This window comes from Pseudomonas sp. ADAK7, from assembly GCF_012935675.1.
GTDB lineage: Bacteria > Pseudomonadota > Gammaproteobacteria > Pseudomonadales > Pseudomonadaceae > Aquipseudomonas.
Window position 1 is genome coordinate 1,307,687 of sequence record NZ_CP052861.1, and the last position, 23,819, is coordinate 1,331,505.

Consider the following 23,819-nt stretch of genomic DNA (forward strand, 5'->3'; position numbering starts at 1 on the left):
ATGCCAGTACTGGCCCAAGCAAAAACCTCCCTGAACACGCTCGCCCCTGTAGCAGCTGCCGAGCAACGCGAGGCTGCGTTCGGCGGCGAAGCCGTCGTAAAATCAGCCGACGCGATCTTTCAGGTAAACCGCGTGCGCAGGGTTTGCGACGGCTTCGCCGCCGAACGCAGCCTCGCGTTGCTCGGCAGCTGCTACAAAAAACTCAGCGGCGTCTGAACAATGGCCGAGGCTCAATCACCGACCGCCCATACAACACACTCATCCCCGCCAACCCCTTGAGCGCATCTTCAGCCGACTTGTCCTCACGCACCGCAAAGCTGTCGAACCCGCACTGACGCATGTGGCTCAGTTGATCGCGCAACACATCGCCAATCGCGCGCAATTCGCCAGTCCAGCCCAGTCGCGTGCGCAACAGATACGCCTGGCTGTAACCGCGTCCGTCACGAAAGCTGGGAAAGTCCAGCGCGATCAACGGCAGCAGGTTGAAGCAGGATTTCAGGCTTTCGACCTCATCGTCCGGCCCCAGCCAAACCGCGTGCCGAGTCGGTTCATCCAGCCAACGGGCCAACGGCAGAATCAATCGCCCCGGAGGCAATTCGGCGTCAACTTCCCGCACCAGCGTCCACGGATCATCCACATCAATGCGCGCCACACCCTCCTCCAGCCGCAACAGATTGTTCATACCGACGCCTCCAGCACTTTCGGATAGACCCGTTCCTTGAACGGCTCCAGACCAATGCGCTGCACCGTATCGACAAACAACTCCTCGCTCTCGCGGTAACGGACGAAGGTGCCGATGATCCGCTCAATCACGTCGGGCACTTCGGCGGCGCTGAAGGACGGACCGATGACTTTGCCCAATGCGCTGTTCTTGCCCTGGGCGCCGCCGAGGGTGATCTGGTACCACTCGCTGCCGTTCTTATCCACGCCAAGAATGCCGATGTTGCCGATGTGGTGATGGCCGCAGGCGTTCATGCAGCCGGAGATGTTGAGGCTGATGTCGCCCAGGTCGTGAAGGTAATCGAGGTCTTCGAAGCGCCCCTGAATCGCCTGGGCAATCGGGATCGACTTCGCATTGGCCAGGGCGCAAAAGTCACCGCCGGGGCAGGCGATGATGTCGGTCAGCAAGCCGATATTGGCGCAGCCCAGCCCTTGGTCGCAGGCCAGGCACCACAGGGCATACAGGTCAGCCTTAGTCACGTCCGGCAGCACGATGTTCTGCTCGTGGGCGATGCGAATCTCGCCGAAACCGAACTGCTCGGACCAGTCCGCCACCGCCTCCATCTGCTCGGCGGTGACATCTCCCGGCGGTGCAGCAATGCCTGGTTTGGTCGAAAGCACGACGCTGGCGTAGCCCGGCACTTTGTGTGGCTGCACGTTGCGCGCGACCCAGCGGGCGAAGGCCGGGTTCTGCGCCAGGCGTGTGCCGAAGTCCAGGTCGGTGCCGGCCAACGCTTGATACACCGGCGGGACGAAGGCGCTGGCCACCCGTTCGTACTCGACGTCGGTCAATTGCGCCGGGCCATCCTTGAGGTGCTGCCACTCCTCCTCGACTTCCTTGGCGAAGGCGTCGATGCCCAGCGCCTTCACCAGGATCTTGATCCGCGCCTTGTACTTGTTATCCCGCCGACCGTGGCGGTTGTAGACCCGCAGCACCGCCTCGACATAGGACAGTAAATGCTGCCACGGCAAGCCTTCGCGAATCTGCAACCCGAGGATCGGCGTGCGCCCCAGACCGCCGCCAACGATCACTCGCAGCAGCATTTGCCCGTCGCTGCCCGGATAAAGATAGAGGCCGATGTCATGCATCATGATCGCCGCGCGGTCCTGTTTCGCCGAGCAGATGGCGATCTTGAACTTGCGGGGCAAAAACAGGAATTCCGGGTTGATCGTCGACCATTGCCGCAGGATTTCCGCCAAGGGACGCGGGTCGATCAACTCGTCCGCCGCGACCCCGGCGAAGGCTTCGGTGGTGATGTTGCGCACGCAGTTGCCGGAGGTCTGGATCGCGTGCATTTCCACCTGGGCCAGGCGTTCGAGGATGTCCGGCACTTGCGCCAATTCGATCCAGTTGAACTGCATGTTCTGCCGGGTGGTGAAGTGGCCGTAGCCGCGATCGTAGTCCCGGGCGATGCTCGCCAGGGTGCGCATCTGCCCGGCGTTCAAGGTGCCATAGGGGATGGCGACCCGCAGCATATAGGCGTGCTTTTGCATGTAGAGGCCGTTCTGCAGACGCAGGGGCAAGAACTCTTCTTCGCTCAGTTCACCGGCCATGAAGCGCTCGACCTGATCGCGAAACTGCGCAACCCGCTCGAACACCAGCGCCCGGTCATAGTCGTCGTACTGATACATGTGGCCACCTCATCAAGGTTGATCGGGCTCTGCGGCCCGTTTTCGATGAAGCGACTATGAACCTACGGCGCAGCACGTTACAGACCCACCTGAAACCTAAAAAACCGTATCAGAGCGCGTCAGATCGCCGCAGGACTGCCTCAATCTGATCCGTATAAATCGAGTTTTCCTGAGTCTGTTTTGTTTCCCGCGAGGTTTCTACAGTGCATCCCATGCCAGACCGGGTGGCCTGGCAAGACTTTGCATGGATGAACTGACCATGAGCACAGCAACAATCGGGCAGGCCTATAACTATAAGGTCGTCCGCCAATTCGTCGTCGCGACCATAGTCTGGGGTGTGGTGGGTATGGCCATGGGCGTGTTTATCGCCTCGCAACTGGTCTGGCCGGAAATGAACCTCGACCTGCCGTGGACCACCTTCGGCCGCTTGCGCCCGCTGCACACCAGCCTGGTGATTTTCGGCTTTGCCGGCAGCGCGCAATTCGCCGCCAGTTACTACGCCGTGCAGCGCACCTGCCAGGTGCGGCTGTACTCGGACAAACTCGCCGCGTTCACCTTCTGGGGCTGGCAATCGGTGATCGTCATCATGCTGATCACCCTGCCGCTGGGCTACACCACCACCAAGGAATACGCCGAGATCGAGTTCTCCGGCGCGGTGTGGATGACCGTGGTCTGGGTCGCCTACGCCATCGTTTTCTTCACCACCGTGGTGCAGCGCAAGACCAAGCACATCTACGTCGGCAACTGGTTTTTCGGCGCGTTCATTGTGGTCATCGCCATGTTGCACGTGGTCAATCACCTGTCGATTCCGGTGGACTGGTTCAAGTCGTACCCGGTGTATTCCGGGGCCACCGACGCCATGGTGCAGTGGTGGTACGGGCACAACGCGGTGGGTTTCTTCCTGACCACCGGGTTCCTGGGGATGATGTATTACTTCGTGCCGAAACAAGTGGGCCGGCCGGTGTATTCCTATCGCTTGTCGATCGTGCATTTCTGGGCGCTGATCACCCTCTACATCTGGGCCGGCCCTCACCACTTGCACTACACCGCGTTGCCGGACTGGGCGCAGTCCCTCGGCATGGCGATGTCGCTGATCCTGCTGGCGCCGAGCTGGGGCGGGATGATCAACGGCATGATGACGCTCTCCGGCGCGTGGCATAAGTTGCGCACCGACCCGATCCTGCGTTTCCTGGTGCTGTCCCTGGCCTTCTACGGCATGTCGACCTTCGAAGGGCCGATGATGGCGATCAAAACGGTGAACGCCCTCTCCCACTACACCGACTGGACCATCGGCCACGTCCACGCCGGCGCCCTCGGTTGGGTGGCGATGATCACCTTCGGCGCGATCTACCACATGGTGCCGAAAGTCTTCGGCCGCGAGCAGATGTTCAGCACGCCGCTGATCAACCTGCACTTCTGGCTGGCGACCATCGGCACCGTGCTCTACATCGCCTCGATGTGGGTCAACGGCATCACTCAGGGCCTGATGTGGCGCGCGATCAACGACGACGGCACGCTGACCTACTCCTTCGTCGAAGCCTTGCAGGCCAGCCATCCGGGGTTCGTGGTGCGGTTTGCCGGCGGGGTGTTCTTCCTCAGCGGCATGCTGCTGATGGCCTACAACTGCTGGCGCACCGTGCGGGTATCCGACGTGGCGATGGCCGAGCGTGAAGCGCAGATTGCGTGAGGTTTGAGATGATCGAGATAGCGTTGAATCTGTTCGGGGTCGTGGGGTTCTGGCTAGCAATCGAGTATTGCCTGAAACACCAAACGCCCGAGAGCCTCGACGAGGCGAGTCTGATGCCGTTTGCCGATGACCCGGAGGTGGCACGGCGGGTGGAATTGGCGACGGGGAAGAAGGTGAAAGCGGTGGCGCCGGAAGAGGCGAAACCGGGGTGGGGCAACCTCGAAGTCTGATACCGATCGTTCCCACGCTCTGCGTGGGAATGCCTCAAGGGACGCTCCGCGTTCCAATGGGACGCGGAGCGTCCCGGGCTGCATTCCTTTGCTGCGCGTGGGAACGATCAAGTCCCAAGGCAGCGGGAAGATGCTCGTCCTTCAACGACGGATTGATCTAGAATCCGCCCGTTGAAAACACACTGCCAGGAACGTTCGCGGTTGGGTTCAAGCAATCAGCAGGATTCTTGATCGCCAATAGAAGAGCCACCATGAAACGTGCACTTTTTTCAATAATCGCGCTCTCGCTGCTGCTCGGCGGCTGTGAGCTGAGCACCCTGGCGAGCTGCGCCGGGCGCGCACCGCTGACGATCCAACCCGACAGTCTCGCGAGTGCTACAACCGGCAAGCCTTATCGCGTCGATGTCGAGGTAGAAAGACCGAACGTCGCCGTCGCCGGGTTTTATGTCGACCCGGCGCAGCCGCTGCCTGAAGGGTTGAAACTGGTTTATGAAGAGGGCCAGAACCATGCCGTTATCGTCGGCACACCGACAAAGCCCGGACGCTATGAAGTCTCGATTTACCTCAACACTTACGGCACCCAGTGCACCGGCCAGGCGGCGCAACGGACCTACACGCTAAACGTCGAGAGTCATTGAGGCCACACAGCGTCAGGTGTTCGATCAACCGCGCTCGCGGGGAATCAGGCTCTGCAATTGCACGGCCAGGAAATCCGCATCAAACGCGAAGGTATCCGGGTCTTTCAGGCCATTGGTCTTGCGCCATTGCCAGCTGGTGGACGGCGGCAGGCACACCAGTGAAATGCTGCCGTAACGCGCTGCGGTCAAGCCCATGACCGCCAATGAAATCTGGCCACCGGCGCCCATTACATCCGGCACGAACTCCACCGGTTTTCCGGCAATCACAATCGTCAGTTTTTCGGTCTTGAAGGTCGAGCTCTCGACCGGCACGCTCGGCCCGGATGCGACGTACAGCTCGCGGCTGACTTCCAGCAGGTTCGGCGCCTGGACCGGTTCCAGCCATTGCTGGATCTGATCGAACACCTCACCAATGCGCGTCGCCCACACGGCCGATTGCGATTCAAACAATTGCTTCTTGTGCGCTTCGCTTTCTGCGTAGTGGCGAAGCATCTCGCCCAGTTGCCGTATGTCGTCCATTGCGGTGTTCCTTTGATTGAAGCAGTGCTGCGGACTTTGAGCATGGCAGAAGCCAGCGGCCGGCGTACGACTAAAAGCGCGAGCGGTATTGGCTGGGCGTCATGGCCAGGTGTTTGCGAAAGGCGCTGCCCATGTGCGATTGATGGGCGAAGCCGGCATCCAGGGCAATAGTGGCCAGGGACAGATTCGTTTGCTCGATCAGCCGCCGCGCCGCTTGCAGGCGCACTTCGACCAGATACGCATGGGGCGTGAGGCCGATAGCGCGGGTGAAGTCGCGCAGAAAGCGCAGTTCGTTGTGCCCGTAGGTGGCGGCCAACTGCTCCAGGCTCAGGGGTTGATGGAACTGCACGGCAATCTGATCCAAAACCTGGCTGAACGCCTTGGGCGTGAGCCTTTGTGCAGCATCGGCTTGTCCGTTCGCCAGACCGACGAACGCCAGCGCCGCTTGTTCCAGGGCCAACCGGTCAGGCTGCGGATTGATCAGCAGGCGCCGCAACGTCCGCGCCAATCCCAGCGCCGGGCCGTGGCCTGCGGACTGCACGCGGTGATTAACCGAAGGCAAGTGTTGACGGGCAAACTGTTCGTCCATCCGCAGCAGCAGGTATTCGCCACCACTGGCCGATTCGGAAAACACCTCGACGCCAACCGGGGTGCGCGCCAGTACGCCGGGCAAGGTGTCGAAGTCCACCCGCCGGTCGGAATCGATGGCATGCACGCCTTGCTGACGCTCCAGGGTCACGCCGAGCGTGTGCCATTGCGCCGGGTCCCGTGCGCTGTACGCCGCCCGCGGCAGCAGTTGCAGGCACAGTTGATCGTCCAGCAGGCGTTGGCTCAGCATGTGAAATTTCCTGATAGATCGACGCTCGAATCCACGGGAGACTCTCAATCAAAGGGTTGCCATCAAACAGGAGCACAGCATGCGCACTATCGGCCTTATCGGCGGCATGAGCTGGGAGTCCAGCGCCGAATACTATCGCCTGATCAACCAGCAGGTTCGCGACCGCCTCGGGCCGTTGCGTTCAGCGCAATTGCTAATGTACAGCGTCGACTTCGGGCCTGTCGAACAGGCCCAGCATGCCGGGCGCTGGGACGACGCGGCGGCGATTCTGGTGGATGCCGCGCGCAGGCTTGAGGCCGGTGGCGCTGACTGCGTAGTGCTGTGTACCAACACCATGCACAAGGTGGCCGCGCAGATTCAGGCCGCGATCAGCATCCCGTTCCTGCACATTGCCGACCCGACCGGTCAAGCGGCGGTCGAGGCCGGAGCGCTCAAGGTGGGCTTGCTGGGCACCGCATTTACCATGGAACAGGACTTTCTCAAGGATCGCCTGACAGCCATGGGCCTGACGGTGCTGGTGCCGGAAACCGAGGAGCGCCAGGCAGTGCACCGGATCATCTACGACGAGCTGTGCGTCGGGGTGATCAGCGAAGCGTCACGCAAGGTCTATCAGCAAGTCATCGAATCACTCACTGCCCGGGGCGCCCAGGCGATCATCCTCGGTTGCACAGAAATCGGCCTGCTGATCAAACCCGAGCACAGCGCCCTGCCCCTGCTCGACACCACCGAACTGCATGCACAGGCGGCGGTGGCGTTTGCATTAGGCGAGTGACTCAACCGACCTTGGGCGTGGCGCGCAGGCGCGCCATGCTCAAGGCATCCACCAGCACGCCGTCACGCACGGCGTAGTCGCGGAACAGGCCTTCGTCTTCAAAGCCGAACTTGCGGTAGAGCCCGATGGCGGCTTCGTTGTCGGCGTAGACCGAGAGTTCGACCCGGCGCAGGTTCATCCAGTTATCGGCGATGTCCAGTGCCGTCGCCAGCAGTTTTGAGCCGACACCCTTGCCCTGCCATTCCACCGCGACGCCCATGCCAAGGTTGCCGGCGTGGCTGCGGCGGATGCGCGAGAACTGCTCCAGGCCGATATTGCCAATGACCACACCCTGATGCAGCGCCACCAATTGCACCACCCGTTCGTTTTCCGGCATCAGGCGTTTGCGCCAGACCTCGGTGGACTGAAACGGCATTTGCAGCACTTGACGGGTAATGGCCGGGTCGTTGTAGAGCGCGGTGATGCCGTCGATGTGGGATTCGCTGAAGCGTTGGATAGTGATGATGGAGTCGGTCGGAGCCATGGTGATTCTTCCTTGAGTGGCCCCTGACTCTAACCCGCGATCGACCTGACTGGCGAGATCTCCTGTGGCAGCGACCTCCTCCAGCGTTGGCCATTAAGGCTCGAACCAGTCCCGCCGCTCATGGAAGGTGTTGCGGATCAGCTGCGCAAGTTCCTGCACCTCGGTCTGTTGCCGGGAATCGGCATTGACCGCCAGCCAGGCATGTCGCTGCATCGGTTCGCTGAACAAGCCTGGCAAGGCAATCAGGGCGCGGTCGAAACGGCTGATGTAGCCGGGCAGCAAGCCAATGCACGCGCTGCATCGGATCATCTCCAGCATCAGTTCGTAGGATTGCAATTGCACGACCCCGGCCAGGCGTTGCTCCACCAGCTGGTTCCAAGGTGCAAAGCTGTCGATCTGCCGGTCATGCTGCCAGTGCACCAACATGAAATCCGCCAGATCGTCGAGGCTGTCTGGCCGCGACGTCACCCGTGAATAGCGTTTGGCAATGTGCGGAAAATAGTCCAGTCGCGCCAGGTGTTGCGGCTCATCGGTCGCAAACGTCGGCCCGGGCAACGGTGAATCAACGGCTCCCAGCCACAGCACCACGTCGGCGCTGACGGCTTGCAAGGCGAGTTCGCTGTCCAGAGAAATGATGTCCAGGCGCACGCTGGCGTTACGTCGCAGCAGCGAAATCAGGTCGCGGCCAAGGATGTCATGCAGGATCGACTCGGCCACCGCCAGGCGAATCAGCGGCTGCTCGACCAGCGGCAATGTGCGTTCGTGGGCCAGCGCGATCAATTGGGCATGCAGTTGCAGGCCCTCGCGGCTGAGGGTCAGGTTGCTGCCCTGGAAGTTGAACAGGGAACGCTGCAACTGCGCTTCCAGTTGCCCCAGTTGCTTGCGTAACACGGTCGTCCTGACGTTGAGGCTGCGCGCGGCCTGCATGAAGCAGCCACACCTTGCGCTGACCATGAAGTACTGCGCCACCTCGGCTTCGATCCCGGCCGCCAGCGCCAGCCAGGATTCGGTTTGCACTTCGCGGCAGCGATAATTGTCAGTGTCTTGAAGCCCTGCGGGTTCTATGAATGCCATCGATGACTCCCTGTCGTTCTTGTTCGTCGAGCGTCCTTTGCCATTGTTGCCTGAACATTGCTGCACTTGTGTGTCAGGGGGGCAGGCTGCGATCTTTTAACGAAAGTCAGGCATACACCGGCCAGGTATCGACGATTTTTCCCTCGCGAACCGCCAGCAAATCCCCAAACTGCAACAGCACCGACTCGGTCTGCGTCGGACGCAAGAACACCTGATCCTCCACCGCCAACCCCACGGCGCTGGAACCATTGACCATTTCCTGATTGGAACTGCGCCCATACACGCTGTTGCTCTGCAAGCCTTGGGGCGATTCGAACTCGGCCATCCAGTTGCCGCCGTAAATAAAGAACGTCTCGCGCTGATTGGCGTCCCACCACGAGAACAACTTCGACTTGTCATCCAGCGCCGGAATGTTCACCGCCCCGGTGCTTTTCAATACCGGCGTGGCGATGTACGCCGCCGGCACATGCTCCACCAGCGACGGTAAATCGTAGTGCGTCGGCTTAAGCATCGCCGTGCCCACCGACACTTCGCTGCTCAAACTTTCCTTCTCATGCAGGCGATAACTCGGACTGCCGGCAGTGTTGAGCGTCAGCCCTTCATGCCATAGCCCCGGATACTGCTGACGGGTGAAATCGACACAGCGGTGGTAGATCTGCATCACCTTGGCAAACAGCTCCTCGGGCGAACCGAGAATCCCCGGCACACCCATGCCCACGAACGGGTCGTACCCCATGAACCCGGCGAATTCCAGGTGTTGCGGGTGGGCGCTGATCAGCGTCAGCATTTGCCCGAGTACGCCCAGGTCGCTGATGCCGCCACGGTGCAGGCCAACGTCCAGTTCGATATTCACCCGCAACCGCGTGCCCAATCCTTGCGCCAAAGCCAGGTACTGCTGGAGCCGTTCGGGAGTATCGAGCAACCATTGCAGCTGCTTGGCCGGGTCGAACGGCCCTTTGTGGGTTTCATAAAACAGCTGCGCCGAGCGCACCGGCAGCGGTTTGCCCAACAGGATGTCGGCGTCGGGAAACTGCACGGCGTCATGGTTGAGAAACGGCTGGTGAAACGACATCAAGCGCTTCGTTCCGGCGCGCTGGGCGATATAGCTCAGCAGCCCCGGCGCCGGCAGGGATTTCTCCACCAGTCGCAGATGTTTACCGGCGCGCTGCACCGACTTCATTACCACGTCGATGTTGTGATCGAGGCGATCCAGATCGATCAGCATCACCGGACGCATCGGGCCGTGAGCCTTCAGTTCACGGTTCAAGGCGCGGAAATAATCGCTGTACGACCCTCCTCGATCCCCCGGCCGTAGCCAGGCGCCCACACCCACCAGCAAGGCGCCCACGCCCAAGGTGCCAAGCAGAAAATTGCGACGATTGACGGCCATCAGCTCACCCCCAGAATCGACGACAGGTGCGCGTTGAGAAACTTGCCGCTGGGGTCCAGCGCCTGTCGAACCTCAATGAATTCCCGCCAACGCGGGTACAACGGCTGCAGGTTTTTAGCGTTCAGGGTATGCAACTTGCCCCAGTGCGGCCGGCCGTTGTATTTCCAGAAGATCGGCTCGACGGCGGCGAAGAAGTTGTGATGATCCATCTGGTAATGCTGGTGGACCGAGATCGAACAACTGTCGCGGCCTTCGAACATGCTTAGCGGAATATCGTCAGCCTTCACATAGCGATACTCGATGGGAAACCAGGTGCGCAGGTCCTTGTCCTGAATCAGCTTGAGGATTTCCCGCAAGCAGGCCGGGCCGTGTTCCGCCGGCACCGAATATTCCATCTCGTTAAAACGCACGGTGCGCACGTTGGCGTAGATGTCGAACGAGTCGCCGACCCGGTCATCGAAGCTGGCGAGGTGGCGCAGGTTGTTGAGCAGCGTGCGGCGTAGGTCGGGGTAGTCGCTGCCGTACTTGTCGATCTTCTCGATCAGGGTCACGAACTCGTTGCCGCCCTCCTCATCCGCCGGGATCGGCGGCGTGGCCGGGTCAGTGGTTTCGTTCAGGGCGATGGACAAGGCGTAGTCGGAATGAGTGACCACGAGCATTTCCCAGTGCTGGTTTTCCTGGGTGTTTTTGTCGATGTCCTCCAGCAACTCTTCGGTCCTGGCGATCCATTGGCGCTCTCTTAAACGATACGCCGGGCGGTTTTGCAGCCTGATTCTGGTGGCCACGCCCAAAGCGCCAAGTGACACACGGGCCGCGCTGAACACTTCGGGATGGCGGGTACTGTCGCAGTCCACAACTTCGCCGCTGGCGGTCACCAGTTGCAGGCCGCAGACGTGGGCCGAATAGGACTGAAAGGCTTTGCCGGTGCCGTGGGTCGAGGTGGAGATGGCGCCGGCGAGGGTCTGGTAGTCGATGTCGGCCATGTTGGGCAGGGCCTGGCCGATGTCCTTGAGCGGTGTACCCATGCGTGACATCGGCGTGCCGGCGGCGAACTCGGCCTGCAAGGTGTTGGGGTCGTGATCGAGCAGACCGGTGAAGTAGCTCAGGGACACCAGCGTGCCATCGGTGGGCACCAGCGCACTGAAGGAATGGGCCGAGCCGACGGGTCTTACTTTACTGGGCGCCTGGCGAATCACCTGGGTCAGCTCATCGAGGTTTTTTGGCGCCAGACGCGCTGCCGGCAGGCAACTCTGGCCGCCGGACCAGTTGCGCCAGGGAATCAGCCGCGGTGCACGCAGGAACTCGGCCAGCGCCGGGGTTGAGCCGAGCGCGGTGAAGGCACCGATGACGCTCGCCCGTTGCAGTAACTGACGTCGAGTCAGGTCCATCGTCATGAGTGCACCTGCCGTTCTTATTGTGGGATGGACTGACCGGACATAAAGGCAATCAGCGCCAGGAACTCTTGCTCCGAACACTGCATGCACAAGCCCATCGGCGGCATGCCGTTGTAGCCGTTGATCGCATGATCGAGCAGCGTGTCGGTACCCTGCAGCACCCGCGGTTCCCAGGCTTTTTGATCGCCGGTCAGCGGTGCTCCGGCGGCGGGGTTGGCGTGGCAGAGCTTGCAACTGTTGGCGTAGACCTGGGCCAGTGCCGCGTCTGTGGGCATGGCGTTGGCCGCTTCGATGCGGGTGGTCGGGGTTTTCGGTTCATCGCCGCAACCGTTGAGCAGTGCGGCGAAGACACAGCCCACCAACGCAAAACAACGGCTAGGCTTTTCAGTGAATCGACGTGCCCGCATGGCGGTCCTCTCTTGTGGTGCCCCGCAGTGCAAGGCACCTTTTTATTGTGATCAAGGCGAGGTCAACACTAAGGCACCGGCGCGCCCGGGTTGAGGGCATTGGGGGCCAACAAGGGGGGCATCTGAGGCCATGACCCGCCCCGCCATCCAGCGGACCTCGCGGCGCAAACGCTGAGATGAGTCATGACAAGCAAGGCCCAGGTCTGCTAAAACGATTCATCAGCGCATCACAGAATCCAGACGGGGTAGCGACATGACCACAGCACACATCCTTGGCAATCTGTTTCCCGACAGCAGCGACATCCCGGAAAAATACCGCCTCGACGGCCAGACCGAGCAGCGTGAATACCTGGTCGACGGCGAACTGCGCACCTGGAACGGTCCTCTCGCACAGGTCCGCAGCCCGGTGTACCTGACCGGCGAAAATGGCGACGAACAAGTGATCCTCGGCAGCACGCCTCTGCTGGACGCCGACACCGCCCTGACCGCCCTCGACGCCGCCGTCCGTGCCTACGACCGTGGCCAGGGGCTGTGGCCGACCATGCGCGTGGCCGAACGCATCCAGCACGTCGAGGCCTTCCTCGGGCGCATGCGCCAACAGCGTGAGGCGGTGGTGAAGTTGTTGATGTGGGAAATCGGCAAAAACCTCAAGGACTCGGAAAAAGAGTTCGACCGCACCTGCGACTACATCGTCGACACCATCAACGCCCTCAAGGAGCTCGACCGCCGCTCCAGCCGTTTCGAACTGGAACAGGACACCCTCGGGCAAATCCGCCGCGTTCCGCTGGGCGTCGCCTTGTGCATGGGGCCTTACAACTACCCGCTGAACGAAACCTTCACCACGCTGATCCCGGCGTTGATCATGGGCAACACCGTGGTGTTCAAACCGGCGAAGCTCGGCGTGCTGTTGATTCGCCCGCTGCTGGAAGCCTTTCGCGACAGCTTTCCGACCGGCGTGATCAACGTGATCTACGGCAGCGGCCGCGAAACCGTCAGCGCGCTGATGGCCAGCGGCAAGATTGATATCTTCGCGTTTATCGGCACCAACAAGGCCGCCAGCGACCTGAAGAAACTCCATCCAAAACCACACCGCTTGCGCGCGGCCTTGGGCCTGGACGCGAAGAACCCTGGCATCGTGCTGCCCGAGGTGGATCTGGATAACGCCGTCAGTGAAGCGCTGACCGGCTCGCTGTCGTTCAATGGCCAGCGCTGCACCGCGCTGAAAATCCTCTTCGTCCACGAAGACGTGGTCGAGTCGTTCATCGAAAAATTCAACGCCAGACTCGCCACCCTCAAACCCGGCATGCCGTGGGACAGCGGCGTGGCCCTGACCCCGCTGCCGGAAGCGAGCAAGGTCGATTACCTGCATTCGCTGGTGGCGGATGCGGTGAGCAAAGGCGCTGCCGTGGTCAACCCCAACGGCGGCCAGGCCCGGGCGTCGTTCTTCTACCCGGCGGTGCTGTTCCCGGTGAACCCGCAGATGCGCGTCTATCAGGAAGAACAGTTCGGCCCCGTGGTGCCGATCGTGCCCTACCGGCATCTGGACACGGTGATCGATTACGTCCTGGAATCGGACTTCGGCCAGCAGTTGAGTATCTTCGGCACCAACCCGGTGGCGGTCGGCCGACTGGTCGACACCTTTGCCAATCAGGTCGGGCGCATTAACATCAACGCCCAGTGCCAGCGCGGCCCGGACACCTTCCCGTTCAACGGTCGCAAGAACTCCGCCGAAGGCACTTTGTCGGTCCATGATGCGCTGCGGGTGTTTTCGATCCGCACGCTGGTGGCGACCAAGTTCCAGGACAGCAATAAAGCGCTGATCAGCGAGATCATTCGCGGGCGGGATTCGAGCTTCCTGACCACCGATTACATTTTCTGAGGAGACGCTATCTGAGCGCCTATCGCCTGCCACCGCTGATGCGTCGATTGCTGCGTCCATTGCTGGATCCGTATCGGCGCTATCGCAACGCGCGAGTGATCCACGCGGTGCGGGTGTCGCTGGGATTGCTGGCGACCATCCTGCTGACCACCGGCATCCACCTGCCCCACGGCGAGTGGGCGTCGGTGACCATGCTGGTGGTGATCGGCGGCTTGCAGCACCACGGCAACATCGGCAAGAAAGCCGCCGAACGTGCGATCGGCACCTTGATTGGCGCCGGGGTCGGCTTACTGCTGGTGGCGCAACAGGCCTGGCTCGGTATGCCCTGGCTGACCTATTTCGCGATGTCGGTGGTGTGCGGGTTCTTCTCGTATCATGCCATCGGCAAGGGCGGATACACGGCGCTGCTGTCGGCGATTACTGTGTTTATCGTCGCCGGGCATGGCGATAACCCGGTCACCGACGGGTTATGGCGCGGGGTCGACATTCTGATCGGCATCGCCCTGGCCCTGGCATTTTCCTTCGCCCTGCCGCTGTACGCGGTGTTCTCTTGGCGCTACAACCTGGCCGATGCCTTGCGCGATTGCGCGACCCTTTATGGGCGCATCATCAATGGCCAACCGGTCACCGCGGATGAACACCTGAAGATCATGGGCCGCCTGAATACGGTGCTGGTACAACTGCGCTCGCTGATGCCGTCGGTGTCCAAGGAAGTGCGGATTTCCATGACTGAACTGGATGCCATTCAACGTAACCTGCGGATGTGCGTCAGCACCCTGGAAATCCTTGGCAATACGCGTCCGGATGCCAGTGACCCGGTGGCCATGGGTCACCTGCAAACGGCGCTGAAGGCTGAGCATCGGCAGATCCGCGTTCAGTTGATTGGCATGGCCCGAGCCTTGAAATCCGGCGCCTCACAGCGGCTGAATCGACCGGTGGAGTTGCCGGACGCCGGTCTCGACGCGCCGGTCTACAGCCCTTTGGATGGTTACCGTTTGTTGACCCGGCAGTTGGCCGCCAACGTCGGCGAAATGCGCCAGCGCCTGGCCAAGACCGCGCCGCGCTGGAACCTCTGAGATTTACTGCGTAGCCGCCCGGCGCAGCTTCAGGCCCCAGCCCTGTTGCATACCCGCGGCAGCCAGCAGGATCGCGGCCACGCCGAGCCATTGCAGTGGTTCCAGGCGATGGCCGAATGCAAACCAGTCAACGAAAATCGCCGCAATCGGGTAGATGAACGACAGTGCGCCGGTCAGCGCCGTCGGCAGTTTCTGGATGGCGCCGTAGAGCAACACATACATCAAACCGGTGTGCACGATGCCCAGGGTCACCAGGCTGGCCCAGGCACTCGGCGCTTGGGGCAATGCCGAAAAGTGCGCAAAAGGCGCGAGCAGCAACACGCCGGTGCAGACCTGGATCAAGGCGATCAGGTGCGGTGGCGTGCCGGTCAGGCGCTTGATGATCAACGCAGCAATCGCGTAAAGGAACGCCGCGCCGAGCGCCAAGCCAATCCCCATCAAGTAATCATTGCCGCCCGCGCCCTGCTCGCCATGGGCGCTGACAATCGCCAGCATCCCGAGGAACGAAACACCCAGCCAGAACAGCTTCTGCAGGGTAATTTTCTCCCCGAGAAACAGCGCCGCCAGGCCGACCAACATGAACGGTTGAACGTTGTACACCGCCGTCCCAATCGCAATCGATGCGCGGGAATAGGAAGCAAACAACAGCACCCAGTTGCCGACAATCGCCATCCCGCTGAGCACCGCCAACAGGAACGTGGTGCGGGTCAGAATGCCGGGGCGCAGGAAGCCGAATGCGGCGCAAATCAGCAACAACGTGCCGGCGCCGAACACGCAACGCCAGAACACCACATCCAGCACCGGCTGGCCCGACACCAGCACAAACCAGCCAATGGTCCCGGATATGAGCATGGCGGCGGTCATTTCGAATGACCCGCGACGTAGTGTTTTGTCCATCATCAAACTCCTGTGTTCGAGCGCAAATTATGCCAATCCGCTGAGGGCCTTCTCCAGCGCAAAAATCAGGCTAAACTCGGTTTTTGCCTTTTTTATCGAGGCCGTTTTGTTTAATTGCCTAATCGAGGTTTCGCCATGACCGACGACATTGATCAAGTGCTGATCAGCGCCTTGATGGAAGACTCACGGCGTTCGCTCAAAGCGCTGGCGCAGATCAGCGGGTTGTCATCGCCCAGTGTCGCCGAGCGTCTGCGCCGTCTCGAAGAACGTGGCGTGCTCAAAGGCTACACCGTCGAGATCGACCCCAAATGCTTTGGCTATCAGCTCCAGGCCATCGTGCGTGTTCGCCCGCTGCCTGGGCAATTGCAGGAAGTCGAGCGGCAAATCCAGGCCATTCCCGAATTTACCGAGTGCGACAAGGTCACCGGTGACGACTGCTTCATTGCGCGCCTGCATGTGCGCTCGATGGAGCAATTGGACAGCCTGCTCGACCGCCTTAACAGCCACGCTGAAACCAACACCGCGATCGTGAAGAAAACCCCGGTCAAGCGCCGGTTGCCACCGATGGCGTGAGTGTTGTTTGGGGCTGAATGGGATAGATTGATGGTTTTTCGGCTAAAGGACTGGCTGTATGAAAGCTTATATTTTGCTGTTGGGAGCACTGATGCTGGCGGGCTGCGGCACGGTCCAGACCGTGGTGCGCGGTGATGCCGTGGCGGTGAAAAGCCTCAAGGAGCGGAAAAGTTACTGCGGCGCTGTTCCATGGATTTATAGCGGTGTGACGTACGATTTCTGCTATCTGAATGCGCCGCTTGAGAAAGGAATCGATGCGCAGACACATACCTCTGTCCCCTTTGTTTTACTGGTCGACGCAGTCCTTTCCGGCGCGTTGGACACATTGCTGCTGCCCTACACCATCTACCGACAGCAAGCCGATGGCAGCATCATCATCAACTAGTATCCTGAATCGCAGACAATAAAAAACCCGCCGAAGCGGGTTTTTTATTACTCAGGGCTGCGATCAATCATCGCGGCTCATGATGCCGAAGATCTGCAACAAGCTGATGAACAGGTTGTAGATCGATACATACAGGCTGATGGTCGCCATGATGTAGTTACGCTCGCCGCCATGAATGATGGCGCTGGTCTGGAACAGAATGCAGACCGAGGAAAACAGCACGAAACCTGCGCTGATCGCCAGTTGCAGACCGCTGATCTGGAAGAAGATGCTGGCCAGCGTCGCGCCCAGCAACACAAAGAACCCGGCGGTGATGAAGCCACCCAGGAAGCTCATGTCCTTGCGAGTAATCAGCACATAGGCCGACAGACCACCGAACACCAGGGCAGTCATCGCGAAAGCGGAACTGACCACTTCAGCCCCGCCCTGCATGCCCAGGTAACGGTTGAGGATCGGGCCGAGCAGGAAACCCATGAAGCCGGTCAACGCAAAGGCCGACACCAGGCCCCAGGCCGAGTCACGGAGCTTGTTGGTAAGGAAGAAAAGGCCGTAGAAGCCGATCAGCACCACGAAAATGTTCGGGTAGCCGACACGCATCTGTTGAGCTACGAACGCCATCACACCGCTGAATGCGAGGGTGAGAGCGAGCAAGCCGTACGTGTTGCGCAGGACGCGGCTAACCTCTAGCTGCTCAGCCTGCACGCTGTTATTAACTGCGTAATCCTGTTCGCGCATGGCGACACTCCTGTTGGTTTGAAACGTTCAGTCGCAAAGATCATAACAGACGCTCTGTAACAAGCCATGCAGAGAGTTTGACAGTGTGTTTCATTCAGGTATTATGGCGCCCGCAACGCAAACGGAGGTGTGGCCGAGTGGTTTAAGGCAACGGTCTTGAAAACCGTCGACTGTAACAGGTCCATGAGTTCGAATCCCATCGCCTCCGCCATCTTGAATACGTTAGAGCCCTGATTAGTCAGGGCTTTTTCGTTTCTGGGGTTTGGGGATCCGCTCTGTTTTTTGGAGGCGTTACAAAACTATTTGGTAACCGTTACAAAACTTTCCGCTTTACCCCCTCCTCCGGCGTCCTGCCGACGGCTTCAATTTCCTATATGTGTCACGACATTTCCACTGCTACGCTGACCTCAAAAACCGAGGATTCGCGATGCCACATTCAGACCTTCTCCCCTCCCTGCTGTACAAGATCAACGAGAACCAGCTCGCCCTTGAGGCGGCCATCCTGGAGCTCACAAACTGGGTCGAAGCACGCGGCTCAGCCGATGTCGCCGATAACGTGCGCAGCGCCTTGGACGCCATCGACAAGAACGAAGAGTTCATTAAGCTGACGCTGGCGGTGTTGATGGCGCCAGAGTGATGGTAATCGATCAAGAAACACACTCGAGTCCTAGCACCTATGCTGGGGACGGTCTCGACCCAAGCAATTGTTTTATAAAAATAAAACCCTGTATTCGGGATGGCAAAACATCCGCTTTTTTTGCGCTTATGCAAACGGAACCACGCGGCCTCCAGAGGAGGTTTTGCGCAACCTCGCCGTTTATTGAGCGCTTGACATGTATCTATCTGCTATCAGATCGTGCTGTGGGTCTACCTCTTCCCTCGAGTTCCCACAACTCATAGGAAATTCTGCGAGAAATGCTGATGGCAAGTGTCGGTAACTCAGTTCGAAAAGCAATTGAAGACTGGTCCATTGGCGAGTTTGAGTTCGCAATGCTCCATGCCTGCAATGCAGTAGATGGCACTGCGAAGAAGGTATTCCCCAACCTGCAAAACAATGCACGCTTTACGAAGATGATCCGAGACAACTACGCTATTTTTGGGCCTATGGGTCTTCCCGGCATAAATTTGGAAGAGACTCGTTGGCCAGTTACGGTGAAAAGCCCTAAAGCTCCTGGCGGCTTACCCGACATAGCAGACGTCATTTATGGCGTCCATCGTTGTGCTCATGGGCACGGCGATGAATTACCTGAAGGATTCGACCTTTGGCCGAATGCCTCGGTAACAGACGGAAAAACTCGAATTCGTATAGAGAAGGGGAAAGTTCAACTCTCTGACCGCGTGATTTTCGCGCTACTCGGTGTAGCGGTCTTATCGAAATCCAATATCGGGCAAGCAGTACCAGAGGGTTACTACTTGAGCTTCGCCAATACGATTATGCCCATCAACGAGTGGTGGGGACGCGCTGACGATTTCGCTCCCCTGGTCGCAGCAGAACGGTTGCCATCGCTGATCCTGGACTTTCCAAACTGGTGATAATCCAATCCATAATCGAGTGGCATAATCGCCACCATGTCAAGGTGACTTTTAACCATCCATAACCTACTGATTTATAAAGAAAAACAAGCTATTTTCTAGCGGATAAAAACCGCTATACTTCCTATAAGAATCAATAACTTAGCGTTGGATACTCCTACAGCAGTCTTCCCTTCCCCGGCGCCCTGCCGACCGTACAACACCAAAAACCCTACAGCTCGTCGCCTCACTCTCGCTCGATCATGCCAACCTCAATTACTGTACATTCGAACAGTATTGTTAAGGCATAACCGTGGACCCTCTCGACATCGAAGACACCAGCGACTGGCTTGGATGCCCGACGGAACTGGAAACCATCACCCACTACAAACAGATGCTGGAAAACGAAGTCCAGGAGTTGAATCTGCAACTGCGTGCAGCGAGAGAAACCATATTCGGCCTGGTGCAAATGTACGACGAAGCCTCGGCACAACGTGATGAAGCAATGAGCAATCTGCGCGAGCGCGCCGGGCAGCTCGCAAAGGTCCGAAAGGAACTGTACGACCTCGATATCGCAGCGAGAGGCTACAAACGGGAAGCTGATCGGCTGCGCGGCTTGCTGGACGGCCTCACCCCCGGCTCGAAAACGATCATCTAAGCTCTGTATTCAGCTTGAGGGTTTAGCCATGTGCGGACGACTTTCCCAGTACAGGGGCATTCACGACTTTGTTGCAGCGCTGAGCATCCCCAATGCCCTGCTCAACTACACCGGCGATCAGCCCTTCGAACGCTACAACGCCGCACCGTCAACGCAACTCGCCCTCTTCCACCAGGAAGGCGAATTTCTACGGGCCGACATGGTTCGCTGGGGGTGGCGTCCGCACTGGGCGAAAGACCGCGCCGCGCCGATCAACGCCCGGGTGGAGAAAGTCGCCCACGGGCCTTTCTTTCGCGCGATCTGGCCGCATCGGGCAATCATTGCCATCGACAACTGGTTCGAGTGGGTGGATGAAGGCGGACCGAAGAAGCAGCCTTACCTGATTCGCCGGAAGGACCGGGCGCCGATCCTGTGCGCCGCGATTGGCCAATACCCCAACGCGGAGCACCCGCCAGGCGAGCACGACGGCTTCGTGATCATCACTGCCGACAGCGCCGGCGGCATGGTCGACATCCACGACCGCCGCCCGGTGACGCTTTCCCCAGAACTGGCGCGGGAATGGCTGGACCCGGCCACGCCCAAGGAGCGCGCCGAGCAGATGGTTCTGCTCCAGGGTGAGCCGACCGAGGCGTTCGAATGGTTCCAAGTGGATCGAGCTATTGGGAACGTCCGCAATCACAGACCTGATTTGATAAAGCCAATGGAGCCAGACAGCTTGTTCTAAATAGGAGCCAGCGATTTCAGTCGATCTTCAGTGGCAACATCGAAGATGACATAGAGCTGATCAATGGTTGAATCATTCAAAGCTCCGGACGATTCTAGGCCCAGGACGAATCCTTCAGCCCGGGCCCCCGCCTTCGCCGCAACAATCATCGAATCAGCCCGTGCGATCTGAGCAAGAAGCTTATCGGCCTCGCGCTCAATCTTTGGGCTCAGCGACACACCTTCCATACGGCCATCCCTTCATTCGGAGAATGGATTGAAGGATAGCTGCCTGCTCGCTTTAAGGGACATCCTTGAAGAAAATGTGACCGCCGAGCCGCAGCGTCTGCTTGGCCTTCGCCGCCCAGGCCGGCGCCTTCTTCATGGCGAGCGCGTAGTAGTGCGTGGCGCCGCCGGTAGGATCGGGCACCTTGCCGTCGATCACCTGGTCAGCAGCGATTCGTGCCTGGGCCAACTCGCGGAACGGGATCGCCCTCGCGCCGGAAAGGTAGTCGAAGTTCGGGTCGTTCTTGTTCCAGCAACTGAACTGGTACGGGGCTTGGCACACTCCGGCGTACCCCTCGCCCCACCACGATTTCAGCTTGCCGTCGTTCACGCGGTTGCGGATGGCCCAGGCCACTGCGATCTGCCCAGCCAACGATTCACCGCGGGCTTCACCCCACAGCGTGCGCGCGAGGACATCGCGGTCTTTCTCGGTAACAGGCATCACTTTTCTCCAGGCAAAAAAATACCCGCTCGATGGCGGGCCGGCAGGTGCAGTTGTTTTGTTACGACGGGCGCACGGGGCGATGCTCAATATCAGGAAATGATTCGGTGCCTTCCTTCCAGTTGCTGACTTGACCGCGATACTTCAGCCACTGCTTACGAGTTCCGGGCAACAGATCAGCTGGAGTCTCGTCCGCTTCATCTTCTTCGATGGCTTCGAGCTGGCGAGCAGTCAACTGAAGCTCCGTAAATCTCCAGGCGCTGGCCGCTTCAATATCCTTAGCTAACTGCAGGGCAGCCAACTCATCATCGGTGAATTCTGGCGCCGGCGTATTGCCTTCGGCCAACCACAATAAATACGCCTTCCAATCATAATTATCGGGGTCGCCGGGGATGGCGGCATTGTCTTCAACCCTTAAAACTCCGTAACTTTGAATCTTGTACATGCTCAAATCTCCGCCGATACATCGATGTAGTTGCCGCCAGAGGCTTTACCAACAAGTGCAGTTACATTGCCCGTGATAAGGGATGCTGAGGATGACGTGGCGGCCCAGTTGAAGGTGTTTTGAGAGGACGGGTTAAAACTCACGTTGGCAGCCGTATCACCACCCCCATTAGCAGTCTGGACCGAATAGGTGTTGGATGGGCCGGGCGTAATGGTTGGGGCGGCTCTTTTTGGATGCTGGAAGTACCCCATCCCTGCCACCACAAAGGTGTTGGTGCATTGCCCAATGGCGATTTTTTCGTACGCTGCAGGCCAGGTAATCCTTTCGAAGTACCAGGCGCACAGTGATAGCTCTGCGGCTCTAAGCCGCTTTTCAAATCCCGTAGCAACCGAACCGAACTCAAGCTGGCACTCTTTGACGGTGCCCCCCGTGAATCTCACCGTGACGCTTGCCCCCGCGGCTAATGCAGATGTTTGCGCGCCGCTCGCAATCGGGGTGCCGTTCACAGTGGCCGTGGCGGTTCCGCCCCAACTCAATGTGTGTACACCGGCTTCGATATTGATGCCTTCGATGACCTGCTCGACTCCTCCCGCCGGGGCTGTGATTTGATTGCCCGTGCCGCTGGCGGCGAAAACCACCGACTGCCCGCTGGTCACCACTCTCCAGCGATCAAAGGTGTATTGGTTCGCCGCCGTCGTCGCCGTTCCGGACACATACCCACGCTGGTTTATGGAATAGCTGGCATTGATGAGTAGGTTTTTCCCGCCGGACGCACCAAGAGCGGCGCGGGCGGCTACAGCCGTTACCGCACCGGTACCGCCCTGTGCGATTGACACCGCTTTGTTCGAACCACTCAAATCAGCTTTGGTCGCCTGAAGCTTCCCCAGGGCAGCCAGTATCCCATCGGTCGCCACCACAGCCCCGGTTACCGAGACGTCGAGCCCGGTAAGGACCGATGCAAGAACTCGAGCATTCGTCAGGTACTTGTTTGTCGCCCCATCGGGCAAGCCATCCGCGCTGGTCAGATTGAGGGCGGCGCGCACGCCAGCCGTTGTAGCTGTGTTTCCAAGGACTGCCAGCACACCACCGAACTGATTCACAAGCGTCCGAAGTGCATCGGCCGAATCCTTGACGTAACCCTGCATCGCCGCCAGTGCGTAAGTTCCTGCTGAATTAGTTGCACCCTGGTAGTTCGGCGCGATCGACATCGCAGTATCGCTGGCGATGTTGGTGACTTCGTACCAGCCACCGTCGGGACCGCGAAAGGCATCACCGACCCGGCTATTGGCAATAAAGGCGGTACCGACACCGATCACGGCATTGGAATTTTGGACGACAGAAACCGTCCCGGATTTGTACCAGGGCATTGGATATCTCCAGAAAATAAGGGTCAGGCCAGCAATTTGGCGCAGAGAAAAGGCCTGTGGCCTTGGTCGGTCCAGGCGGTGAATGCGAGGCTGTACATCATGATTCGGCCATTTGCGTAATCAACGCCAAGAGCGCAGCCACCCCCCGTTCCGTCGTTATGGCAATTCATCGTAAAGGGGTTAAGAGAAACATATTCTCCAGCTCCAAGGATTTTGTTTATGCCCCAAAAATACCGGCGACTAATACTTAGTTGCTCTGTTCCAAGGTATGTCCAGTTTCCTGCCGCAAACGTCACGAGGACCGCAGGAGCCCCGCTGTCATAGACCAAGGTGCTGTTTTGATCCCATAAGCGCATCCCGTATGCCGCCGTGCCCATGGACGCCCACGCTGCGACGAAATACTGGCCACTCAATGTTTCGTTGACCTTCGATGCATTCATGGCGAACCCGGTCCAGTTGCCTGGCCCTCCGGTGAACCACACCGATATCGGAACCTGAATTGCTCCAGTCTGATCAGGCCTGATGAAAACAAGCGGAGGATCCTGGCTTGTCACTGCCCTTGCGAATACTCCTGACGCGGTCGCCACGCCCGAATATGCCCCCTTGGCGAGCAGGCAGAGTCGCGGCGCCTCGGAATCAATCTGGACAAATGAATTGTCATTGATGCTCTGAAACCCATAGGTCATGTTGAGTACCTTATTGCGTAGCCCTTGGCGACAGTCGTTGAGCCGATCGTAGAGGCACTAGCAGAGGGGTTCTTTTTCCTGACAACAACCTGACCAATCGAAGTGGTGACGAACGGATATGACTTTTGGTTTCCGCTGCCGTCAGTTTCGGACGACTGCACATCCTGCGCCCTTGTCGGGATGATCATGAATACACAGTTGGCCGGGTTGAAACCGGGAATATTCAGGGTGTAGCTGGGCACGATTCCGCTGAAGTCTAGAGCGCCCTGCCAGATCACCTGATACGTAAACGAGTTGGTGTCCATGGCGAGCTGACCGCTCCCGTCAAAAACGCGCAGACCAAATAGAGCCAT

At 59.4% G+C, this 23,819-nt stretch carries 30 protein-coding genes and 1 tRNA gene; 14 read left to right on the plus strand and 17 right to left on the minus strand.

Annotated elements, in window-relative coordinates:
* The gene (locus HKK53_RS05715; protein WP_169369950.1) at positions 1 to 216 is read left to right on the plus strand and encodes a hypothetical protein; all 216 of its coding nucleotides are present in this window, start codon (positions 1 to 3) and stop codon (positions 214 to 216) included.
* Here the strand turns inward: HKK53_RS05715 and HKK53_RS05720 are convergent.
* Together HKK53_RS05720 and HKK53_RS05725 are read right to left on the minus strand one after the other, a co-directional pair.
* Positions 203 to 682 (minus strand): DUF934 domain-containing protein, encoded by a 480-nt coding sequence (locus tag HKK53_RS05720; protein WP_169369951.1) that lies wholly within the window; start codon positions 680 to 682, stop codon positions 203 to 205. The two genes, HKK53_RS05715 and HKK53_RS05720, sit on opposite strands and share 14 nt — an antisense overlap.
* Entirely contained in the window at positions 679 to 2,352 is a 1,674-nt protein-coding gene (locus HKK53_RS05725; protein ID WP_169369952.1) for a nitrite/sulfite reductase, read from the minus strand. The genes HKK53_RS05720 and HKK53_RS05725 overlap by 4 nt, the downstream gene beginning before the upstream one ends.
* A 259-nt stretch (positions 2,353 to 2,611) precedes the next feature.
* Between HKK53_RS05725 and ccoN the strand changes: the two genes are divergently transcribed.
* The 3 genes from ccoN (at position 2,612) to HKK53_RS05740 (ending at position 4,907) form a co-directional block, all read left to right on the plus strand.
* Positions 2,612 to 4,039 (plus strand): cytochrome-c oxidase, cbb3-type subunit I, encoded by a 1,428-nt coding sequence (ccoN, locus tag HKK53_RS05730; RefSeq protein ID WP_169369953.1) that lies wholly within the window; start codon positions 2,612 to 2,614, stop codon positions 4,037 to 4,039.
* Between the two features lie 8 nt (positions 4,040 to 4,047).
* Positions 4,048 to 4,269, plus strand: a complete 222-nt coding sequence (locus tag HKK53_RS05735; RefSeq protein ID WP_169369954.1) for a cbb3-type cytochrome c oxidase subunit 3 — start codon at positions 4,048 to 4,050, stop codon at positions 4,267 to 4,269.
* Positions 4,270 to 4,520: 251 nt separating this feature from the next.
* Positions 4,521 to 4,907, plus strand: a complete 387-nt coding sequence (locus tag HKK53_RS05740) for a putative Ig domain-containing protein (RefSeq protein WP_169369955.1) — start codon at positions 4,521 to 4,523, stop codon at positions 4,905 to 4,907.
* Between the two features lie 24 nt (positions 4,908 to 4,931).
* Here HKK53_RS05740 and HKK53_RS05745 read toward each other — a convergent pair whose 3' ends face one another.
* Together HKK53_RS05745 and HKK53_RS05750 are read right to left on the minus strand one after the other, a co-directional pair.
* A complete protein-coding gene (locus tag HKK53_RS05745; protein WP_169369956.1) occupies positions 4,932 to 5,426 on the minus strand; it encodes a hypothetical protein in 495 nt (164 codons plus the stop codon).
* A 70-nt stretch (positions 5,427 to 5,496) separates the two neighbouring features.
* On the minus strand, positions 5,497 to 6,264 hold the full coding sequence (locus tag HKK53_RS05750; protein WP_169369957.1) for a helix-turn-helix domain-containing protein: 768 nt from the start codon (positions 6,262 to 6,264) through the stop codon (positions 5,497 to 5,499).
* 79 nt (positions 6,265 to 6,343) lie between these two features.
* Between HKK53_RS05750 and HKK53_RS05755 the strand changes: the two genes are divergently transcribed.
* Positions 6,344 to 7,036 (plus strand): aspartate/glutamate racemase family protein, encoded by a 693-nt coding sequence (locus tag HKK53_RS05755; RefSeq protein WP_169369958.1) that lies wholly within the window; start codon positions 6,344 to 6,346, stop codon positions 7,034 to 7,036.
* 1 nt (position 7,037) lies between these two features.
* On the opposite strand, the gene HKK53_RS05760 is transcribed toward HKK53_RS05755, so the two are convergent.
* The 5 genes from HKK53_RS05760 to HKK53_RS05780 all read right to left on the minus strand — a co-directional run bounded on the left by HKK53_RS05760 (position 7,038) and on the right by HKK53_RS05780 (position 11,824).
* Positions 7,038 to 7,559, minus strand: coding sequence for a GNAT family N-acetyltransferase (locus HKK53_RS05760; protein WP_169369959.1), 522 nt, complete (start codon positions 7,557 to 7,559; stop codon positions 7,038 to 7,040).
* A 93-nt stretch (positions 7,560 to 7,652) separates the two neighbouring features.
* Entirely contained in the window at positions 7,653 to 8,633 is a 981-nt protein-coding gene (locus tag HKK53_RS05765; protein WP_169369960.1) for a LysR family transcriptional regulator, read from the minus strand.
* Positions 8,634 to 8,739: 106 nt separating this feature from the next.
* Entirely contained in the window at positions 8,740 to 10,023 is a 1,284-nt protein-coding gene (locus HKK53_RS05770) for a DSD1 family PLP-dependent enzyme (RefSeq protein WP_237150704.1), read from the minus strand.
* Positions 10,023 to 11,417, minus strand: coding sequence for a D-arabinono-1,4-lactone oxidase (locus tag HKK53_RS05775; RefSeq protein ID WP_442962279.1), 1,395 nt, complete (start codon positions 11,415 to 11,417; stop codon positions 10,023 to 10,025). Before HKK53_RS05775 ends, HKK53_RS05770 begins: the two co-directional genes overlap by 1 nt.
* Before the next feature lie 17 nt (positions 11,418 to 11,434).
* Positions 11,435 to 11,824: a c-type cytochrome gene (locus tag HKK53_RS05780; RefSeq protein ID WP_169369961.1), complete on the minus strand. Its 390-nt coding sequence runs from the start codon at positions 11,822 to 11,824 to the stop codon at positions 11,435 to 11,437.
* A gap of 253 nt (positions 11,825 to 12,077) precedes the next feature.
* On the opposite strand from HKK53_RS05780, the gene HKK53_RS05785 reads away from it, so the two are divergent.
* Both HKK53_RS05785 and HKK53_RS05790 read left to right on the plus strand, forming a co-directional pair.
* Positions 12,078 to 13,703 (plus strand): NADP-dependent glyceraldehyde-3-phosphate dehydrogenase, encoded by a 1,626-nt coding sequence (locus HKK53_RS05785; protein ID WP_169369962.1) that lies wholly within the window; start codon positions 12,078 to 12,080, stop codon positions 13,701 to 13,703.
* A 38-nt stretch (positions 13,704 to 13,741) separates the two neighbouring features.
* On the plus strand, positions 13,742 to 14,779 hold the full coding sequence (locus HKK53_RS05790) for an FUSC family protein (protein WP_178117443.1): 1,038 nt from the start codon (positions 13,742 to 13,744) through the stop codon (positions 14,777 to 14,779).
* 3 nt (positions 14,780 to 14,782) lie between these two features.
* On the opposite strand, the gene HKK53_RS05795 is transcribed toward HKK53_RS05790, so the two are convergent.
* Entirely contained in the window at positions 14,783 to 15,676 is an 894-nt protein-coding gene (locus HKK53_RS05795) for a DMT family transporter (protein ID WP_169369963.1), read from the minus strand.
* Between the two features lie 135 nt (positions 15,677 to 15,811).
* Here HKK53_RS05795 and HKK53_RS05800 point away from each other — a divergent pair, with 135 nt between their 5' ends.
* The gene (locus tag HKK53_RS05800) at positions 15,812 to 16,249 is read left to right on the plus strand and encodes an Lrp/AsnC family transcriptional regulator (RefSeq protein WP_169369964.1); all 438 of its coding nucleotides are present in this window, start codon (positions 15,812 to 15,814) and stop codon (positions 16,247 to 16,249) included.
* A gap of 58 nt (positions 16,250 to 16,307) precedes the next feature.
* Positions 16,308 to 16,634 (plus strand): YceK/YidQ family lipoprotein, encoded by a 327-nt coding sequence (locus tag HKK53_RS05805; protein WP_169369965.1) that lies wholly within the window; start codon positions 16,308 to 16,310, stop codon positions 16,632 to 16,634.
* Between the two features lie 63 nt (positions 16,635 to 16,697).
* Here the strand turns inward: HKK53_RS05805 and HKK53_RS05810 are convergent, their stop codons facing one another.
* Positions 16,698 to 17,369 (minus strand): Bax inhibitor-1/YccA family protein, encoded by a 672-nt coding sequence (locus tag HKK53_RS05810; protein WP_092280745.1) that lies wholly within the window; start codon positions 17,367 to 17,369, stop codon positions 16,698 to 16,700.
* Between the two features lie 123 nt (positions 17,370 to 17,492).
* Between HKK53_RS05810 and HKK53_RS05815 the strand changes: the two genes are divergently transcribed.
* From HKK53_RS05815 to HKK53_RS05835, 5 genes are all read left to right on the plus strand, one after another.
* A tRNA-Ser gene (locus tag HKK53_RS05815) sits at positions 17,493 to 17,580 on the plus strand.
* Positions 17,581 to 17,796: 216 nt separating this feature from the next.
* A complete protein-coding gene (locus HKK53_RS05820) occupies positions 17,797 to 18,006 on the plus strand; it encodes a hypothetical protein (protein WP_169369966.1) in 210 nt (69 codons plus the stop codon).
* A 278-nt stretch (positions 18,007 to 18,284) separates the two neighbouring features.
* Positions 18,285 to 18,902, plus strand: a complete 618-nt coding sequence (locus HKK53_RS05825) for a hypothetical protein (protein ID WP_169369967.1) — start codon at positions 18,285 to 18,287, stop codon at positions 18,900 to 18,902.
* A 292-nt stretch (positions 18,903 to 19,194) separates the two neighbouring features.
* Positions 19,195 to 19,539 carry a hypothetical protein gene (locus tag HKK53_RS32435; protein ID WP_178117444.1) on the plus strand — a complete coding sequence of 115 codons (345 nt, stop codon included), beginning with the start codon at positions 19,195 to 19,197 and terminating at the stop codon, positions 19,537 to 19,539.
* 28 nt (positions 19,540 to 19,567) lie between these two features.
* On the plus strand, positions 19,568 to 20,263 hold the full coding sequence (locus HKK53_RS05835) for an SOS response-associated peptidase family protein (RefSeq protein ID WP_169369968.1): 696 nt from the start codon (positions 19,568 to 19,570) through the stop codon (positions 20,261 to 20,263).
* Here HKK53_RS05835 and HKK53_RS05840 read toward each other — a convergent pair.
* The 6 genes from HKK53_RS05840 to HKK53_RS05865 all read right to left on the minus strand — a co-directional run bounded on the left by HKK53_RS05840 (position 20,260) and on the right by HKK53_RS05865 (position 23,819).
* Positions 20,260 to 20,490 (minus strand): hypothetical protein, encoded by a 231-nt coding sequence (locus tag HKK53_RS05840; RefSeq protein WP_169369969.1) that lies wholly within the window; start codon positions 20,488 to 20,490, stop codon positions 20,260 to 20,262. The genes HKK53_RS05835 and HKK53_RS05840 overlap by 4 nt on opposite strands.
* A 52-nt stretch (positions 20,491 to 20,542) precedes the next feature.
* A complete protein-coding gene (locus HKK53_RS05845) occupies positions 20,543 to 20,968 on the minus strand; it encodes a cell wall hydrolase (protein ID WP_169369970.1) in 426 nt (141 codons plus the stop codon).
* A 61-nt stretch (positions 20,969 to 21,029) separates the two neighbouring features.
* The gene (locus HKK53_RS05850) at positions 21,030 to 21,413 is read right to left on the minus strand and encodes a hypothetical protein (protein ID WP_169369971.1); all 384 of its coding nucleotides are present in this window, start codon (positions 21,411 to 21,413) and stop codon (positions 21,030 to 21,032) included.
* 2 nt (positions 21,414 to 21,415) lie between these two features.
* A complete protein-coding gene (locus HKK53_RS32535) occupies positions 21,416 to 22,780 on the minus strand; it encodes a hypothetical protein (protein ID WP_237150706.1) in 1,365 nt (454 codons plus the stop codon).
* Positions 22,781 to 22,803: 23 nt separating this feature from the next.
* Positions 22,804 to 23,466 (minus strand): hypothetical protein, encoded by a 663-nt coding sequence (locus tag HKK53_RS05860; protein WP_169369972.1) that lies wholly within the window; start codon positions 23,464 to 23,466, stop codon positions 22,804 to 22,806.
* Positions 23,463 to 23,819 carry a hypothetical protein gene (locus HKK53_RS05865; RefSeq protein ID WP_169369973.1) on the minus strand — a complete coding sequence of 119 codons (357 nt, stop codon included), beginning with the start codon at positions 23,817 to 23,819 and terminating at the stop codon, positions 23,463 to 23,465. Before HKK53_RS05865 ends, HKK53_RS05860 begins: the two co-directional genes overlap by 4 nt.